General features: G+C 57.9%; 16 protein-coding genes. 10 read left to right on the top strand and 6 right to left on the bottom strand.

Annotated elements, in window-relative coordinates:
* Nucleotides 1–84: 84 nt before the first annotated feature.
* Nucleotides 85–4,059, top strand: coding sequence for a DNA-directed RNA polymerase subunit beta' (gene rpoC / locus EL234_RS02800; protein ID WP_126416040.1), 3,975 nt, complete (start codon nt 85–87; stop codon nt 4,057–4,059).
* A 104-nt stretch (nt 4,060–4,163) separates the two neighbouring features.
* Here the strand turns inward: rpoC and EL234_RS02795 are convergent, their stop codons facing one another.
* Together EL234_RS02795 and EL234_RS02790 are read right to left on the bottom strand one after the other, a co-directional pair.
* Nucleotides 4,164–4,547 carry a hypothetical protein gene (locus tag EL234_RS02795; protein ID WP_126416039.1) on the bottom strand — a complete coding sequence of 128 codons (384 nt, stop codon included), beginning with the start codon at nt 4,545–4,547 and terminating at the stop codon, nt 4,164–4,166.
* Nucleotides 4,544–5,149 carry a hypothetical protein gene (locus EL234_RS02790; RefSeq protein ID WP_126416038.1) on the bottom strand — a complete coding sequence of 202 codons (606 nt, stop codon included), beginning with the start codon at nt 5,147–5,149 and terminating at the stop codon, nt 4,544–4,546. Before EL234_RS02790 ends, EL234_RS02795 begins: the two co-directional genes overlap by 4 nt.
* Nucleotides 5,150–5,392: 243 nt before the next feature.
* Here EL234_RS02790 and EL234_RS02785 point away from each other — a divergent pair, with 243 nt between their 5' ends.
* From EL234_RS02785 to tuf, 6 genes are all read left to right on the top strand, one after another.
* A complete protein-coding gene (locus tag EL234_RS02785; protein WP_126416037.1) occupies nt 5,393–5,983 on the top strand; it encodes a Panacea domain-containing protein in 591 nt (196 codons plus the stop codon).
* Nucleotides 5,980–6,186, top strand: a complete 207-nt coding sequence (locus EL234_RS02780; protein WP_126416036.1) for a hypothetical protein — start codon at nt 5,980–5,982, stop codon at nt 6,184–6,186. The genes EL234_RS02785 and EL234_RS02780 overlap by 4 nt, the downstream gene beginning before the upstream one ends.
* A 258-nt stretch (nt 6,187–6,444) precedes the next feature.
* Nucleotides 6,445–6,816 (top strand): 30S ribosomal protein S12, encoded by a 372-nt coding sequence (gene rpsL / locus EL234_RS02775; RefSeq protein ID WP_126416035.1) that lies wholly within the window; start codon nt 6,445–6,447, stop codon nt 6,814–6,816.
* A gap of 1 nt (nt 6,817) precedes the next feature.
* Nucleotides 6,818–7,288, top strand: a complete 471-nt coding sequence (gene rpsG / locus EL234_RS02770) for a 30S ribosomal protein S7 (protein WP_126416034.1) — start codon at nt 6,818–6,820, stop codon at nt 7,286–7,288.
* A 94-nt stretch (nt 7,289–7,382) separates the two neighbouring features.
* Entirely contained in the window at nt 7,383–9,452 is a 2,070-nt protein-coding gene (gene fusA, locus EL234_RS02765; protein ID WP_241969104.1) for an elongation factor G, read from the top strand.
* An 85-nt stretch (nt 9,453–9,537) separates the two neighbouring features.
* Complete coding sequence (gene tuf, locus EL234_RS02760; protein ID WP_126416032.1) at nt 9,538–10,728, top strand: elongation factor Tu; 1,191 nt, start codon at nt 9,538–9,540, stop codon at nt 10,726–10,728.
* 271 nt (nt 10,729–10,999) lie between these two features.
* On the opposite strand, the gene EL234_RS02755 is transcribed toward tuf, so the two are convergent.
* From EL234_RS02755 to EL234_RS02740, 4 genes are read right to left on the bottom strand one after another with little or no spacing between them, the layout of a single operon-like run.
* Entirely contained in the window at nt 11,000–11,248 is a 249-nt protein-coding gene (locus tag EL234_RS02755) for a helix-turn-helix transcriptional regulator (RefSeq protein ID WP_126416031.1), read from the bottom strand.
* A gap of 1 nt (nt 11,249) precedes the next feature.
* Nucleotides 11,250–11,429 carry a hypothetical protein gene (locus EL234_RS02750; RefSeq protein WP_126416030.1) on the bottom strand — a complete coding sequence of 60 codons (180 nt, stop codon included), beginning with the start codon at nt 11,427–11,429 and terminating at the stop codon, nt 11,250–11,252.
* 10 nt (nt 11,430–11,439) lie between these two features.
* Entirely contained in the window at nt 11,440–12,084 is a 645-nt protein-coding gene (locus EL234_RS02745) for a hypothetical protein (protein ID WP_126416029.1), read from the bottom strand.
* Nucleotides 12,081–12,920 carry an ABC transporter ATP-binding protein gene (locus EL234_RS02740; protein WP_126416028.1) on the bottom strand — a complete coding sequence of 280 codons (840 nt, stop codon included), beginning with the start codon at nt 12,918–12,920 and terminating at the stop codon, nt 12,081–12,083. The genes EL234_RS02745 and EL234_RS02740 overlap by 4 nt, the downstream gene beginning before the upstream one ends.
* A gap of 169 nt (nt 12,921–13,089) precedes the next feature.
* Here EL234_RS02740 and EL234_RS02735 point away from each other — a divergent pair, with 169 nt between their 5' ends.
* The 3 genes from EL234_RS02735 (at nt 13,090) to EL234_RS02725 (ending at nt 15,744) form a co-directional block, all read left to right on the top strand.
* The gene (locus EL234_RS02735) at nt 13,090–13,731 is read left to right on the top strand and encodes an HAD family hydrolase (RefSeq protein ID WP_126416027.1); all 642 of its coding nucleotides are present in this window, start codon (nt 13,090–13,092) and stop codon (nt 13,729–13,731) included.
* A complete protein-coding gene (locus EL234_RS02730) occupies nt 13,728–14,477 on the top strand; it encodes a GntR family transcriptional regulator (protein WP_126416026.1) in 750 nt (249 codons plus the stop codon). Before EL234_RS02735 ends, EL234_RS02730 begins: the two co-directional genes overlap by 4 nt.
* Before the next feature lie 127 nt (nt 14,478–14,604).
* Complete coding sequence (locus EL234_RS02725; RefSeq protein ID WP_126416025.1) at nt 14,605–15,744, top strand: ABC transporter substrate-binding protein; 1,140 nt, start codon at nt 14,605–14,607, stop codon at nt 15,742–15,744.
* Nucleotide 15,745: the final 1 nt, after the last annotated feature.

Genomic DNA, 15,745 nt, shown 5'->3' with positions numbered 1-15,745 from the left:
CAACTAAACCGTGTGTGGGGCGGCGCGCGCCCGCCGCCCCAGACGCGAATAGTAATAGGCGTAAGAACAGAGGAAGTAGGAATCTTGCTCGACGTCAATCTTTTTGACCAGCTGTCGATCTCTCTCGCGACGTCGGATGACGTGCGTGCGTGGTCGCACGGCACAGTTACCAAGCCTGAAACGATTAATTACCGTACGCTCAAGCCGGAGAAGGACGGCTTGTTCGGCGAACAGATTTTTGGTCCCACTCGCGACTGGGAGTGTGCTTGCGGCAAGTACAAGCGTCCGCGTTACAAGGGCATTGTGTGTGAACGTTGTGGCGTTGAGGTCACGCGTGCCAAGGTGCGCAGGGAGCGGATGGGCCACATTGAGCTGGCCGCGCCGGTGACTCACATTTGGTACTTCAAGGGTGTGCCCTCGCGTTTGGGTTACCTGTTGGATATCGCGCCGAAGGACCTGGAAAAGGTCATTTACTTCGCTGCATACATGGTGACCGACGTCGATGAGCAGCGCCGTCACGACGACATGGCAACGCTGACCGCCGAGTACGAGCTCGAGCGGGACAACCTAGAAAAGGAACGCGACGCCGCCGTCGAAGAATCGCTCAAAGAGGAAGAGCGTACGCTCGCCGAGGCCGAAAAAGCGGGGGAGGATGCGGCGTCGATCGCAAAGATCAAGCGGACGCTGCAGGCTAACACGCGCCGGGTGCGTACTCGTTACGAGAACGACCTGAAGAGTCTCGAAGAGATTTGGGACAAGTTCACCAAGATGAAGGTGGGCGACTTGGAAGGTGACGAGATCGCCTACCGGGAGATGGAAGCTCGTTGGGGCGACTACTTTGCTGCCTACCGTGGTGCTGAAGCGATCCAGCGTCGTCTGCGGAATTTCGATCTACAGGCTGAGCACGATCTGCTCGTTGACCAAATCGAAAACGGTACGGCTCAGCGTAAGACGCGCGCTCTGAAGCGGATCAAGGTGGTCAACGCCTTCCTGCATTCGAAGACTCCGCCAGAGGCAATGGTTCTGGATGCGATTCCGGTTATTCCGCCGGATCTGCGCCCGATGGTGCAGCTTGACGGCGGACGTTTCGCGACGTCGGACCTCAACGACCTGTACCGTCGCGTCATTAACCGCAACAACCGCCTCCAGCGCATGATCGACCTGAACGCGCCGGAGATCATGGTCAACAACGAAAAGCGGATGCTGCAGGAGGCCGTGGACGCGCTGTTCGACAACGGTCGCCGTGGCCGTCCAGTTCAGGGTGCGGGTAACCGTCCGCTGAAGTCGCTGTCCGACATGCTTAAGGGTAAGCAGGGGCGTTTCCGTCAGAATCTGCTCGGTAAGCGTGTGGACTACTCTGGCCGTTCCGTGATCGTGATTGGCCCGACCCTCAAGCTTCACCAGTGTGGTCTGCCGAAGACGATGGCCCTCGAACTGTTTAAGCCGTTCGTGCAAAAGCGCCTGGTGGATCTCGAGTTGGCGAAGAATATCAAGGCTGCCAAGCGCCTGATTGAGCGTCAGCGCGACGAAGTGTTCGACGTGCTCGAAGAGATTATTCAAGAGCACCCGGTGCTGCTTAACCGCGCACCCACGCTGCACCGCCTTGGTATTCAGGCGTTTGAACCGAAGCTGATTGAAGGTAAGGCCATCCGCTTGCACCCGCTTGTGTGTGCAGCGTTCAATGCTGACTTTGACGGCGATCAGATGGCAGTTCACCTGCCGCTGTCGGTTGAAGCGCAGGCTGAGGCTCGTATCCTCATGCTGTCGGCGAATAATATTCTCAAGCCGTCGGATGGCCGCCCGGTTACGGTTCCTTCGCAGGACATGATTATCGGCCTGTACCATTTGACGAGCCAGCGTGATGATGAGGAAGGCGCCGGGCGTTACTTCACGTCGGTTGCGGAAGCCCAGATGGCCTACGACCTGGGTGATTTGCACCTGAACGCGCCGTGCCATATTCGCTGGAAGGCCGACGAGATCGTTCTGCCACGCGGGTGGAAGGCTCCCGAAGGCTACGAAGAAGGCGATTCTGTCCTGTTGACGACGACGCTCGGACGCGCCCTGTTCAATGACGCGCTTCCGACGACGTTCCCGTTCGTTAACAAGACTGTTGACAAGAAGGTTCTCGGCAACATTGTTAACGAGCTTGCCGAGCGTTACCCGAAGGTAGACGCAGCGGCCTCGCTCGATGCGCTGAAGGAAATCGGCTTCTACTGGGGTGGTCGTTCTGGTGTGACGATCGCCGTGTCCGACGTCGTCGCACCCGATACCAAGGCAGAGATCCTGGAGAAGGCCGAAGAGCGTGCCGCGAAGATCGAACAGGACTTCCAAGAAGGTAACATTCGTGACGAGGATCGCCGCCGCGACCTGGTGGCGCTGTGGTCTGAAGTGACCGACGTCGTCGCCGATGAGATGCGGAAGAACTTCGACGACCTGAACAACATCAACCAGATGGTGAGCTCGGGTGCTCGTGGTAACTGGATGCAGATTCGTCAGGTTGCCGGTATGCGTGGCCTTGTGGCTGATCCGAAGGGCGAGATTATTCCGCGTCCGATCAAGTCGAACTACCGTGAAGGTCTGTCGGCGCTCGAGTACTTTACGGCGACCCACGGTGCGCGTAAGGGTCTGGCCGATACGGCTCTGCGTACAGCCGACTCGGGTTACTTGACCCGTCGTCTTGTTGACGTGGCTCAGGACGTGATCGTGCGCGAGTCTGATTGCGGAACGTCGCGCGGGCTGAAGAAGACGATCGCGTTGACTGACGCCGAGGGCAACGAGTTGCGTATGGCAGACGTTGACGGCGTCGCACGTGAGGTTGCGCAAGCCGAAGTGTCTGAGGACGTGTGGGCGAGCGCTGAGGTGCTGCGTGCCGCCGACATCGACACATCGGTGTACGCGCGTACGTTGGCGAAGGACGTGACCGACGCGGACGGCAACGTGCTTGTTGAGGCCGGTGTTGATATTGGCGACGTCGCACTCGAGACGCTGCTTGACGCGGGCATTATCGAGATCACCGTGCGTTCCGTGCTGACCTGTGACTCGCGCGTTGGTACGTGTGCCAAGTGCTATGGCCGTTCGCTTGCCACGGGCAAGCTCGTCGATATCGGCGAGGCTGTCGGCATTGTGGCCGCCCAGTCGATTGGTGAGCCGGGTACCCAGCTGACGATGCGTACCTTCCACACTGGTGGTGCGGCGTCGGCAGAGGATATCACTCAGGGTCTGCCGCGTGTCCAGGAGCTTTTCGAAGCTCGTACGCCGAAGGGTGAGGCACCGATCGCGGAAGCGTCCGGCCGTCTCGAAACTGAGGAGTTGGAGCGTTCGCGTAGGCTGATCATCAAGCGTGACGACGGCGACGAAGACCTCACGTACCTCGTGGGCAAGCGTGCCAAGCTGCTCGTGCCTGAGAATTCGCACGTGCAAGTCGGCCAGCAGCTCGTTGAAGGTTCGGTGGACCCGAAGAAGGTCCTGCGTATCTCTGGTCGGCGCGTTGCGCAGCTGCACCTTGTGCGTGAAGTGCAGAACGTGTACCGCTCGCAGGGCGTGGAAATCCACGACAAGCACATCGAGGTTATCGTGCGCCAGATGTTGCGCCGCGTGACCGTGCTCGACTCGGGCACCACATCGCTGCTTCCGGGTGAGCTTGTGGATGTGTCGAAGTTCGAGACCGCGAACCGTGCAGCGATGGCCGAGGGCGGTAAGCCGGCGTCGGGCCGTCCGGAGCTCATGGGTATCACGAAGGCGTCGCTTGCCACGGATTCGTGGCTGTCGGCCGCGTCGTTCCAGGAGACCACGAAGGTGTTGACTGAGGCGGCACTGAACGCGAAGTCCGATCCGCTTGAGGGGCTGAAGGAGAACGTCATCCTCGGTAAGCTCATCCCGGCCGGTACTGGCTTGGAGCAGCTGCGTAAGCCGAAGGTGGAGCCGACTGCTGAGGCTCGTGCTGAGTACGATCAGCTCAACACGTTCGCAGGGCTGGATGCTTTTGATGACATCTATGGCTATGGCCAGATGGACGACTATGACACGTCCATGGGCTATGGCTACGGCCTCGACTTCTAACCTGGCAGTGACTACCTAGCAGGTAGTGAACTCGTCGAAAGTGGGCGGGCGGTGAAAACTTCACCGCCCGCCCACTTCTTACCCAGGATTATTGGGTGTTTGGCTTAGTGGGCCTCTAAGAGAGTTACGCCTTTGAAGACCACGTGTACAGCGGAGTCGTAGTGGTTACCGCCGCAGTCGTAGCCGCCCTCGAGTGGTTTGAGGTCGGACGTTTCGAAAGTGGAACCGACCTTTAGCTTGATGCCATCGACATCGAGGGTGGCCCCGTCGTCGGATGAGGAGGCTTTATCGGAAAAGATCACGAGTGTGTCTGGCTCGATGATGGGGCAGACCTCGCCGTCTCCGACATCCAATCGTTCAATTGTGCTGGAAATGGCAATGGTGTTCCATTCACGCTCGGGAGCCATATGGGGCGCTTTCAGCGAGGCGGAACATCCTGCAAGAAAGAATGCCGCGACCAGCGTAATAGCACGTTTAACAATCATCATTCACTCCCGCTAGTAGCGGACGACACTACGGCGCCCTCAAATACAATAGGGAGTGAAGTCGGTGGTAGAGCGGAAACATCGATGTCCTGAGGATCTCCCAACAAAACGATGGTATCCGTCCATCCGTCATATTCGAGCGCGCCCGAAATTCCCTCAGCTTCCAGATAATCCTGAATAGCGTCCAAACTAGCTTCTATCTCCTCACCCGTGAATTGGGAAACCCTTAGCACGGTCTGATCCGGATCAGAATCGGTCTGAGCTGAGAAGGGAATACCAGCGATTTCGGGATGGTTGTTTCCGAATTGATGTGTGAGCACAGCACGGTCTACTGGAATAGTGAGTAAGGCCTGTCCGCGGTCATCATCGTAGACGTAGAACTGTTTGAGATCTCCGTCCTCAGAAATGAGCTCGAAGAGGTTAGGCGGGCCTACGGCAAGCTCTGAAGGATTTGATAGCGAAAGCGTGTCTTGAGTGTGTAGTGTCACTTCTTGCTCGAGAGCGTCAAGTGTTGGTGAGTCCCCAGTAGAGTCCGTGTGGGGATCCGATGTGAGGTAGGCGAGTGAAAGCGTAGTGGCACAAATAAGTGCGGTGATGGTTTTCATGGAAATCACCTCCAGGATCTTGGATCGTGCTTTAGGGATAGCTCGAGATGTCACGTCCGCGAGCCACGCCCATAATCTGATTATAGTGTGAAGGGTCACAATGTGGTAGGGTTTTCTTTTATTAATTCAACGTTCTGTATTGCAGGAAGTCGCATGGATCGGTCTACGTAGTGCGCGCAGTGCAAATGGCGGCATCCCGTTAAGCGCGACAGGAAGAGATGAGATTGAAGGAGGAGTGTAGAAATGATTACCGTATTCGATATCGCAAGTGAGTTTTTAGATCGCGCAGGTGGAAAAGTTAACGCAGTTAAGCTGCAGAAACTGTGTTTCTACGCCTATGGATGGTTCGCACATCTGACCGGGGAACCCCTGTTTGGAGAGCGGTTTTACGCAATGCAATATGGCCCCGTCGTCGGAGAGTTGCTCAGCGCCCACGCTGGTAAAAAGGAAGTAGACGCCTCCATGATGCAAACTCAGCTTGAGGAGCGCGATGTAGACCGAGAGTCGATGACCGGCTATGTCACGGCGATTCTTGATGAAGTCTGGGACTTTTACGGAAGCATGGATAGCTTCGAGCTAGCGGAATATTCCCGCGGGGAGGCCATTTGGCAAAGCTCCTGGGAGTCTAGACCGGATGACAGCAAGCGTTGCGATCTTACGCAGTCTGAACTTGTGAGCTATTTCCTGCAGAGAGCTCCTAAAGAGGGTGAGGCCCCGGGCATGCCTGCGCCTCGCCGTGTAACTGTGCCTGAAGAACTACTCCGAGACGCCGAACGCCAAGAGGCGGTCCATCAACCTTTCGTCGATGCCATCAGAGCGCTTCATGCGGTGTGATGCTCGTCAATCTCGAGGCTGCTCAGAAGGTGGATGCCATGTTATTACTTCTGGACGCTCAGCACGAGAGTCTCAGAAAATATTACAGTGACAAATTCGGCTTCTTAGAGCATCGAGACGGCGATGCCCGCTGGCGTATGTTCAAGGCAACGGCGCATATCGACGAGGAAATGCAAAAGGCGCTCGCTCACGATTTGCTTTAACGGGCGCAGACACTGTTTGTGGGTAGTGCCACTGCCCATTTACCTCACAAACTTGGACATCGGGCGCTTCGAAACGTTAATCTATTACACGGTGCCCGTTCCGTGGGTCGCGTTGCTTTGCCGAAAAGCCACGTAGTTGCACAGCGCTTTTGGCTAACGACTCGCGGACGCTAGGAAGATACGGTGTGCTTCCGAAACGCAGGTTCCTCGTGAACAGGCGGGCAGTTCGACGATCTGAACTCAAAAACAGGAGAAATAGTGCCTACTATTCAGCAGTTGGTCCGCAAGGGCCGCTCACGCAAGAAGAGCGCTACCTCGACCCCTGGCCTCAAGGGAGGCCCGCAGCGTCGAGGCGTGTGCACGCGTGTTTACACCACTACACCGAAGAAGCCGAACTCCGCTCTTCGTAAGGTTGCTCGTGTCCGTCTGTCGACTGGCATCGAAGTCACGGCGTACATCCCCGGCGAAGGTCACAACCTTCAGGAGCACTCGATCGTGCTCGTCCGCGGTGGCCGTGTGAAGGATCTTCCCGGTGTTCGCTACCACATTGTCCGTGGCGCACTCGACACGCAGGGCGTGAAGTCCCGCGGTCAGGGTCGTTCCAAGTACGGTGCGAAGAAGGAGAAGTAAGATGCCACGTAAAGGCCCAATCCGCAAGCGCCCGCTTGTTAACGATCCGGTCTACGGTTCGCCCATCGTCACACAGGTGATCAACCGTGTGCTTCGCGATGGCAAGAAGTCCGTGGCTGAACGTATCGTCTACGGCGCACTTGGCGCAGTGGAAGAAAAGACTGGTCAGGACGCCCTCACCGTTTTGAAGCGCGCTCTTGACAACATTCGCCCGTCGCTTGAAGTCCGCTCCCGCCGTGTGGGTGGTGCTACCTACCAGGTTCCGACCGAAGTCAAGCCCCACCGTGCGAACGCTCTCGCGATCCGCTGGCTTGTGGACTATGCACGTGACCGTCGTGAGAACACGATGCTTGAACGTCTCCAGAACGAGATCATGGACGCTTCCAACGGCCTGGGTGCCGCTGTTAAGCGCCGTGAAGACGTTCACCGTATGGCTGAGGCCAACCGCGCCTTCGCTCACTATCGCTGGTAAGTCGTTTACAAGGCCGGCAAGGCCTGGACAAGGAAAGTAATCAGTGGCACACGAACCACAAAAGGATCTGCGTAAGGTCCGTAACATTGGCATCATGGCGCACATCGACGCGGGTAAAACCACGACGACGGAGCGCATCCTGTTCTACACCGGTCTGAACTACAAGCTCGGTGAAACCCACGACGGCGCGTCAACGACCGACTGGATGGAGCAGGAGAAGGAGCGCGGCATTACGATTACGTCGGCTGCCGTGACCACCTTCTGGAAGCAGAACCAGATCAACATCATCGACACCCCCGGACACGTGGACTTCACTGTTGAGGTGGAGCGTTCGCTGCGCGTCCTCGACGGCGCTGTTGCCGTGTTCGATGGTAAGGAAGGCGTTGAACCGCAGTCTGAAACCGTGTGGCGTCAGGCCGACAAGTACAACGTTCCGCGCGTCTGCTTCATCAACAAGATGGACAAGATGGGCGCCGATTTCGACCATGCCATCCAGACGATCAAGGATCGTCTGAAGGCTAAGCCGCTCGTCATGGCGTTCCCGATCGGTGCTGAAGATCAGCTGGCCGGCGTCGTCGACGTCCTAGAAATGAAGGCCTACCGCTTCCCGGCGAAGGACGACAAGGGTAACCCCACGTTGGGCGCGCTCGTCGTCACCGAAGACATCCCGGAAGACCTCGTCGCCAAGGCTGAAGAGTACCGCAACGAGCTCATCGAGACCGTCGCAGAAAACGACGAGGAACTTCTTGACAAGTACCTCGGCGGCGAAGAAATCTCGATCCCCGAACTCAAGAAGGTCATTCGCCGCCTGACGATCGACGGCGAACTGTTCCCGGTCTACGCGGGCTCCGCATACCGCAACATTGGTGTGCAGCCGGTGCTTGACGCCGTCATTGACTACCTGCCGTCGCCAGTGGACGTGGAATACGTGCTCGGCACGGACGTCAAGGACGAAACCGTTGAACTCAAGCGTAAGCCGGCAGTCGACGAGCCGTTCTCGGCACTCGCATTCAAGATCGCTGCGCACCCGTTCTTCGGCCGCCTGACGTACGTTCGCGTCTACTCGGGCAAGATCGACGCCGGCGACCAGATCCTGAACGCTACCAAGGGCAAGCGCGAGCGCGTCTCAAAGATCTTCCAGATGCACTCCAACAAGGAGCAGCCGGTTGATCACGCGTCAGCGGGTAATATTTACGCCGTCGTTGGTCTGAAAGACACGACGACGGGCGACTCGCTGTCCGCACAGGACGCCCCGATCCTGCTCGAATCGATGACCTTCCCTGATCCGGTTATTCACGTGGCCATCGAGCCGAAGTCGAAGGCCGATCAGGAGAAACTCGGCACCGCGATCCAGAAGCTTGCCGAAGAAGATCCTACGTTCACCGTTCGCCTCGACGAGGAGTCCGGCCAGACCGTCATCGGCGGTATGGGCGAACTCCACCTCGACATCCTTGTTGACCGCATGAAGCGCGAATTCAAGGTGGACGCGAACGTTGGTGCACCGATGGTTGCTTACCGCGAGACCATTACCGGTACCGCGCAGTCCGTCGAGTACACCCACAAGAAGCAGACCGGTGGTTCGGGCCAGTTCGCAAAGGTTATCGTGACCTTCGAACCGCTCCCGGAAAATGAAGAAGGCGACATCTACGAATTCGTCGATTCGGTCACCGGTGGGCGTGTGCCGCGCGAGTACATCCCGTCCGTGTCTGAAGGTATTCAGTCCGCGATGGAAAATGGTACTCTCGCTGGTTACCCGATGGTGAACGTGAAGGCCACGCTCGAAGACGGCGCGTACCACGACGTCGACTCTTCGGAAATGGCATTCAAGATCGCAGGCCAAATGGTGTTCCGCGAGGGCATCAAGCGTGCCAAGCCGGTTATCCTTGAACCGCTTATGGATGTCGAAGTCCGTACTCCGGAAGAGTACATGGGCGACGTCATCGGCGATCTCAATTCTCGCCGCGGCCAGATCTCGTCGATGGAAGATGCCACCGGCATCAAGATCGTTCGTGCCCTGGTCCCGCTTTCCGAAATGTTTGGTTACGTTGGCGATCTGCGTTCGAAGACGCAGGGTCGTGCAGTGTACACCATGCAGTTCGCGAAGTACCAAGAGGTTCCTAAGAACGTCTCGGACGAGATCATTGCGAAAGCTCACGGCGAATAACTCGCTGTCAAAATTTACAAGAAAACATCAGACAGTTAAGATTCATAGGAACGAATCTTAGAAATCTAGTCCCAGGAGGGCGCAAGTGGCCAAGGCCAAGTACGACAAGTCCAAGCCGCACATGAACATCGGCACGATCGGTCACGTCGATCACGGAAAGACGACGACGACCGCCGCTATCTCGAAGGTTCTTGCGGACAAGTACCCGGAGATCAACGAGAGCCGTGACTTCTCCACGATCGACAACGCTCCGGAAGAGCGTCAGCGTGGTATTACCATTAACGTCTCGCACGTCGAGTACCAGACGGAGAAGCGTCACTACGCTCACGTCGATGCTCCCGGACACGCGGACTACATCAAGAACATGATTACCGGTGCCGCTCAGATGGATGGCGCGATCCTCGTGGTTGCTGCTACCGACGGCCCGATGGCTCAGACCCGTGAGCACGTCCTGCTCGCCCGTCAGGTTGGTGTGCCGGACATCATCGTTGCACTCAACAAGTCCGACATGGTTGACGACGAGGAGCTCCTCGAGCTCGTCGAAATGGAGGTCCGTGACCTCCTGTCCTCGCAGGGCTACGACGGCGACGACGCTCCGGTCGTCCAGATCTCCGCTCTGAAGGCTCTCGAAGGCGACGCCAAGTGGGTTGCTGCTATCGAAGAGCTCATGGATCAGGTTGACAACTACTTCCCGGATCCGGTCCGTGACATGGACAAGCCGTTCCTCATGCCGATTGAGGACGTCTTCACCATTACCGGCCGTGGCACCGTTGTGACCGGCCGTGTCGAGCGTGGTCAGCTCAACCTGAACGAGGAAGTCGAAATTCTCGGCATCCGCGCTCCGCAGAAGACCACCGTGACCGGTATTGAAATGTTCCACAAGCAGATGGATCACGCCGACGCCGGCGAGAACTGTGGTCTGCTGCTTCGCGGCACCCGCCGTGAGGATGTGGAGCGCGGCCAGGTTGTTGCTAAGCCGGGTACGATCACCCCGCACACCAACTTCGAGGCTCAGGTCTACATCCTGAAGAAGGAAGAAGGCGGCCGTCACAACCCGTTCTTCTCTAACTACCGTCCGCAGTTCTACTTCCGTACCACGGACGTCACCGGCGTCATCACGCTGCCTGAAGGCACCGAGATGGTCATGCCTGGTGATAACACCGAGATGACGGTCGAGCTCATCCAGCCGATCGCTATGGAAGAGGGCCTCGGCTTCGCTATCCGCGAGGGTGGCCACACGGTCGGTTCCGGTCGTGTCACCAAGATCATCAAGTAACTTGTTGATCTAGAGATCATGGAGGGAGCCCCGGGCGTACTGCTCGGGGCTCCCTCGTGTCTGCGTGTGGGAGCAGGGAGTCGGTTACCTGGGGAGGGTCCCTCCCCGTTTCTGCTACCACATCAATAATGAGAGCGTTTTGAGGCCGCGAGTCCGGCGTTATTGCCATATAAGCAGAAACGCGGCACTTTAAGCCCCTCGAGCCCGGCGTTATTGCTATATAAGCAGAAACGCAGGCTTGCTGGCGACCATCCGGTAGAGCCAGCGCAGGTTAGCCGATGGGATCGAATGGTTCGAGGCTGAACACCGACTCGACGGGGACTCCAAAGTAGGCGCCGATTTTCAACGCAAGGGGGAGGGAGGGCAGGTATTCGCCGCGCTCGAGATAACCAATAGTTTGGTAGTGCACGCCGAGTGCATCTGCGAGGTCTCGCCGGGAAATTTTCCGGTCTGCACGGAGCACGGGTAGCCTGTTGTAAATCTCCGGGTTACCGGCCTGTGAGGTGTTCTTGTTAGCCACGTCAGCTCATCCCCATGTACTTTTCCATTCGTGCATTGGATACTATCAGCGTGCCGATAGTTTCCTTGGTGAAGGATTTTTCGGTGAGCCATGCAGCCACAACAGAGCCGACGACGAACCAGAGGGCGATCACAGCAATCGCAATCCATGGGGAATGGACCGTCGAGCCGAAACTGGCCACTACCGCCTCGTCAAAAAGCGCTTGGTGGGAGAGCTGCGTGGACCAATAGCCGGGGAAGATCATCGCTACTGGCGTGACCCAGTCGGGCAGTAATGACAGCGGATATAAGGCCCCCCGAGATCAACAGCAGCACCAGTCCGGCCGCGTAGGCGAGGAGGGCTGTCCAGATCCCGCGCGCCCAGGTGGAGACGATAAATGCGAGCGGTATATGGGCCAGGATGCTGATGATGGAGACTGCGATGACCGCCGGAATTTTGCTTGAATCACCAATGAGCACGACGACGCCCACGGTTCCCACAATGAGAGCCTGCAAAAATACGAGTGCGCCAGCGGATAGGGCTTTGCCGATCATCCAGCTTGGCACGCCGTGCGGAAGTGTCTTGACCCGCAAGAGAGTGCCATTGAGGTGTTCCATGTACACTTCGCTTGCGACCTGCATGATAAGGATCGTGCCAAATGCGCCGATAAGCCCGGATATGAGGAAGCTACCGACGGTGGTCTGAGTTTCAGCTAGCTGCCGGCCATCGAGGAATTTAGCGATGATGAGCAGTAGTGCCGGTGTGAAAATGAAATTGACTAGGCCGATGCCCATGAGGTTCGGCCGGATGTCAGCTTTGGCTTGCCGTAGTCCGGTGGACACAATGTTGCGGATCATGAGCGGTCTCCAATCAATGCGAGGTAGGAATCTTCCAGGGTGTGACGGCTGATCGTGAGATCGGCTGTCGAATCGGGGAGTGTGCGAACGAACGCGAGGGGCTGATCGGTCACGTGGACGTGGCGTTCTCCGGCGTCGTCGCGCCACCGGATTTCGGAGCGCGTGTCGAGCCCTGCGCGTAATTCTTCGGCGGAACCGTTGGCGATGATTGCGCCGTCTTTGAGGATGAGAATGCGGGAACCGATCTTTTCAGCTTCGGCCAGGTCGTGTGTGGTCATGAGGACGGTTGCGCCGGATAGTTGAACGGAGTCGATGAGTTCGTGGACGTCGTTTCGTGCGACGGGATCGAGCCCGGTAGTGGGCTCATCGAGAATGAGGAATTGTGGGTGGGTGAGTGTGGCGGCGGCGAAATCTACTCGGCGGCGTTGCCCGCCGGAGAGTTTCCCGAGTTGGTGGTCGGCGAAGTCGGCGAGGCCTACTTTTTCTAAAGCGTCGTGAGCGGAGGCCACGGGATCTCCGGTGGTGCGATGGGCGCTGGCAATCCATTCGAGCTGTTGGCGTGCCGTCCACTTCGGATGATCGCGCCACTGCTGTTGCACGAGGCCGATCTTCTTCCAAAAGTCGGTGCCGCCAGCGCGCGGATCGTGGTTTAAGACCCGGACGCTTCCGCGGGCGGGGCGTAGAAAGCCGACGATGAGCTCGATGAGGGTGGTTTTGCCAGCGCCATTCGGGCCCAGTAAGACGACGATCTCGCCGGGGTCGATCGACATGGACAGGTCGGTAATCACCTCGTGATTGCCGTAGGAGAACGAGATATTTTCGAGCGCTACTACCATGGCAAGCCTCTCTGTGTGTAATCCAAAACAACTAAGCAACGCTACTAAATGTAGTAGACCTACTACATCACGTCAAGTGGTTGCTATGCTCAGTTGCGCTAGGCGCTGTTCCTCAGCCACGGCTTAAACAGGCCGTGGGAAAGTGCGCACTGCTTGATAGGCTGAAGCCATGGCTGTCAACGACGTGTTTGCCCAACTTGGGTTTGAAGGAACGCCCGCTGCCGTCTTATGGGACATGGACGGAACGATCATGGACAGCGAGGCCGAATGGGTGGAGATGACGGCCGAAGTGGTGCTCGCCGTCGGCGGCGTGTGGGACGACGACGATTCGGTATACATCGCCGGAGCCAACAGTCATAACCACTCGATGCGGATGGCCGACGCCGTCGAGCGCGGCACGGGCACGCGCCCGGACCCGCACCAGATTTTCGCCGTGCTGTCCGAGCGGCTCAAGAACGAGGTCTACTCCTGCGCCCAGCTGCTGCCGGGCGCCCACGAGCTCCTGACCGCGTTCCGCATGGCGGGCATCCCACAGGCGCTCGTGACCGCGACGGAAAAGGAGCTCGTCGACGTCGCCCTCGGCGCGCTGGACGACACGTACTTCAACGCCGTCGTGACCGGTACCGACGACGTGCCGGGCAAGCCCGATCCGGCGCCGTATCTGCTGGGTGCGCAGCGTTTAGCGGCAGATCCGGAGCGTTGCCTAGCGTTCGAAGACTCCAAGACGGGACTCGCTGCAGCGCGAGCTAGCGGGGCTCACGTGGTGAACGTGAACGAGACGCCGTTGGTTAAACTGGCTGCCTTCTTGTGAGCGTCAAGAAAAGACTGGAACCCACGGGTGCAGGCAAACCCGTTTACGTGCGGATAGCTGAAGATTTACGCACCAGAATTGACGACGGCGATATTCGCCCGGGCGACCAGCTCCCGCCCGAAGTCGACCTGGCTGCCATGTACGGCGTCGCTAGAATGACATTGCGCCAAGCGCTCGATGTACTAGAGTCCGAAGGTCTCATCGAACGCAAACGTGGGCGCGGTGGTGGCACGTTCGTGTGTGCGGCTCCGCCACGAATTGAACTCAACCGTATCGACGGGATTTTGCCTCAACTGAGAAAGCGCGGCCAGCGTGTGGAATCGGTGGTCATGCACGCGGCAGAAGAAGACGCGAGCCCCGAAGTCAGCCATGCGCTCGAGATCGCGGAAGGCAGCGGCGTGTTCAACGTCGTCCGCCTCAGAAGCGTGCGAGGCGTACCCACCCTCCTAGAAAACTCGTATTTTCCGGCGTCCCTATTTCCGGACCTGTTGGAACGCGACCTCTCGATGTCGATCTACGAGTTGCTAGGCGAATATGACAGGCGCCCGGTGTCGAAAGTGGAGGAGCTGGTGGTGGCCCGTTGCTCGGCCGCGGAAAAAGAACTCATGGGAGTCAATTACGCCCGCCAGCTACTGAGAATCCAACGGGTGGCGCGGGATAAGAGCGGCGCGGTTGTCGAATATTCTGAGGATCTCATGCGATTTGGGGCTGGCAGGATTATCGTGCGCACCGAGCCAAGTGAGTGATTGGCAACATTTTCTAAAGGTCTAGCTCAAATTTCTTTTTATTTACTTTCGCGAAACCAGCGTGTTGTTTCACCTTGACACACTCCCTACTAGACGGCGAACAGAATCGCCTCTGGAAAGGAAACTCATGTCTTTCACACATACGCGTAAAGGTTTGAAGCGTACTCTGAGCCTCGGTGTCGCAGCTGTCATGGCATTCTCGCTAGCAGCATGTGGTGGCGACGACGGCGGTGCCACGGATTCTGACAAGATCGGCAAGGATTTTGACGAGATCGCAGCAAAGGCGAAGGAAGAGGGCCAGGTCCGCCTCATTGCTTACCCTGAGACGTGGGCAAACTACGCTGGCCACTTTGCAGGTTTCGAAGAAAAGTACGGGGTCGAGGTTGTCGTCGATTCTCCGGATGCGTCGTCTGCTGAAGAGTTGCAGGCGGTGGAGAACCTCAAGGGGCAGAGCACGCAGCCTGACGTTCTCGATATTGGATACTCGTTCACGAACGCGGCGATTCAGCGTGGTCTCGTGGAGCCGTACAAGCCGTCGAACTGGGATTCGATCCCGGACAACCTGAAGGATCCGGATGGCAATTGGGTGGGCGCCTACTATGGTGTGATCTCGATTGGTGTGAACATGGACCTCGTAGACGAGGTGCCGAAGACGTTCGACGATCTGCGTGATCCGAAGTACAAGGGCCAGATTGCTATCCCGGGTGACCCGCGTCAGGGTGCTTCCTCGATTGCTGCGGTGTTCGCGGCGTCGCTGGCTAACGGTGGGTCGCTGGACGACATCGAACCTGGTATTGACTTCTTTGCTGAGCTGGCGGAAAGCGGAAACCTCGTGTCCGTCTCCAGTGCGGCTGCCGGCATGACGCAGGGTGAAGCTGCCATCATCTTCGACTGGAACTACAACTGGCTTGGCCGCGAGGAGCAGCTGAAGGCTGACGGCGTGAACTTCGAGTACTTCGTGCTTGAAGACGGCGTGTTCGGTAACTACTACGCTCAGCCGGTCACGATCAACTCTCCGCAACCGAACGCTGCACGCCTGTGGGTGGACTGGCTGACCTCGGATGAAGGCGCCGAACAGTACGCACTGGGTGGTGCTATCCCAGCTCGTTTCAACGAACTAGCCGAGGCTGGCAAGCTCTCTGACGAAGCTCTGGCGTCGCTGCCGGATCCGAAGATCATCGAGAAGGTTAAGCTGCCGACTGCCGAGCAGGGTGACGCAGCCAACCAGGTGATCGCAACCCAGTGGGCGCAGAAGGTGAAGTACTAAA

Source organism: Trueperella bialowiezensis (genome assembly GCF_900637955.1).
GTDB classification, from domain to species: Bacteria; Actinomycetota; Actinomycetes; order Actinomycetales; family Actinomycetaceae; genus Trueperella; species Trueperella bialowiezensis.
This window is presented reverse-complemented; position numbering and strand designations above follow the sequence as displayed.